Annotated in this window: 1 protein-coding gene; it reads left to right on the forward strand. The window is 47.8% G+C overall.

Annotation, left to right across the window (positions count from 1 at the left end; genetic code table 11):
* Nucleotides 1–189 precede the first annotated feature (189 nt).
* Nucleotides 190–1341, forward strand: coding sequence for an IS110 family transposase (locus tag CIK88_RS06325; protein WP_094435292.1), 1152 nt, complete (start codon nt 190–192; stop codon nt 1339–1341).
* The last annotated feature ends 239 nt before the right edge of the window (nt 1342–1580 follow it).

Raw genomic sequence — 1580 nt, forward strand, 5'->3', positions numbered from 1 at the left:
GCAAATTTACATAAAACCCCCGAATTATAAGCCAGTCGGGATAAAAAACCTAATGTCATTTCCCCGAATCGGGCAGTGTTTGAGAGAAAAAATGTCAAGTCCGCCACAGATTCTTGTCCTATATACGTGCTCTTTCGTCACAATTTTGTATATTTGGGGCCTATTGTTTAATCCTCTAAAGTTAGGCTTATGAGAATAGTATGCGGACTTGACGTGCACAAAGATAGCATATTTCTTTGTATTATGAGCAGCACGGGTGAGATTTTTGAGAAAAAGTATGGTGTTTTAACAAATCAGCTTGAGGAAATGCGTGATTTGATGCTCACGTATCACGTGCAGGAGGTTGGTATGGAAAGCACAAGTGTCTATTGGATTCCTGTATGGCGCATACTGGAACCGCATTTCAAGCTGAAACTTATCAACCCCTATTTCATCAAGCAGCTTCCCGGTCACAAGAGCGACGTGAAAGATGCACAGTGGATAGCCGAGTGCATGATGAAGGAACTGGTGCGCGGCAGTTTCGTTCCCCCTGAGCGCATCCAGCAGCTCCGTCTGTACGACCGTCGCATTTACGACCTTGATGATGAGATCATCCGTAAGCTGGCCAAGCTGGATGCGGCGGTGCAGCGGTGTAATATCCGTCTGAGCAATTATGTGTCAAACACGGATTCCGTAAGTTACAAGAGCGTGATAGACAAGATATGCGAGGGCGTGACATCCCCCGAGGAACTGGTTAAGGAAGTGCACGGGCGTATCATAAACCGTCATGGCAGGGAAACCATAATCGCATCGCTCAAAGGGTGCGTCACGGAGGCCGACATAGACATCATGGCTCAGCTCAAGGCGGAAATTGACATGGCAGAGGCGCACAAGCAGAAGTGCATGGACAAGATGCAGGAGATTTGCGAGAAAGAATACTCCGAGCAGCTGAGGAACCTTCAGACCGTTCCGGGGGTGAAGATGAGAGCCGCCACATCATTAATCGCAGAGATTGGCACAGACATGAGCCACTTCGAGACGGCAAACCATCTTTCATCATGGGCGGGACTGAAGCCTCGCAACGACCAGTCAAACAAGACTATCAAGTCACGGCGCATCACGCATGGAAACCGTTACCTGAGACGGACAATCATCCAGTGCGCATGGGGCGCAAGCCGAACCAAGGGCTGCTTCTTCAGCCGTTTCTCCTACCATCAGACACAAGTCAGAAAAAAGAACAAGATGAAAGTGGTTGTAGCCATATCACGCAAAATGCTCGTCTGCGCTTGGCACATCCTCAAAGAAGGAGTCGGCTATAAGGACTTTGACAACATGATTTTGACACCCTGCACTAAAGGGTGACAAGATATACCAGCCGTGCCAAGGCTACTATCTTTGTGGTGGTGACACCCCGTGATTGCAAATTAACCAATGGCACTGCTGGAGATGGAACCCAGTCTGAGTAAAACTCGAAGAGGAAAGTATCTGATTATCACAGGTCGGAAGAGGAACTGTGACGGATAACTATGCACCACAATTATGCGTTCTTGTGGGTTTTGTTGCTTGTGCAGGGAAATGAAATTAGGTTTTATAGAGGAAAG

The organism is Prevotella sp. P5-50, assembly GCF_002251295.1.
Lineage (GTDB): Bacteria > Bacteroidota > Bacteroidia > Bacteroidales > Bacteroidaceae > Prevotella.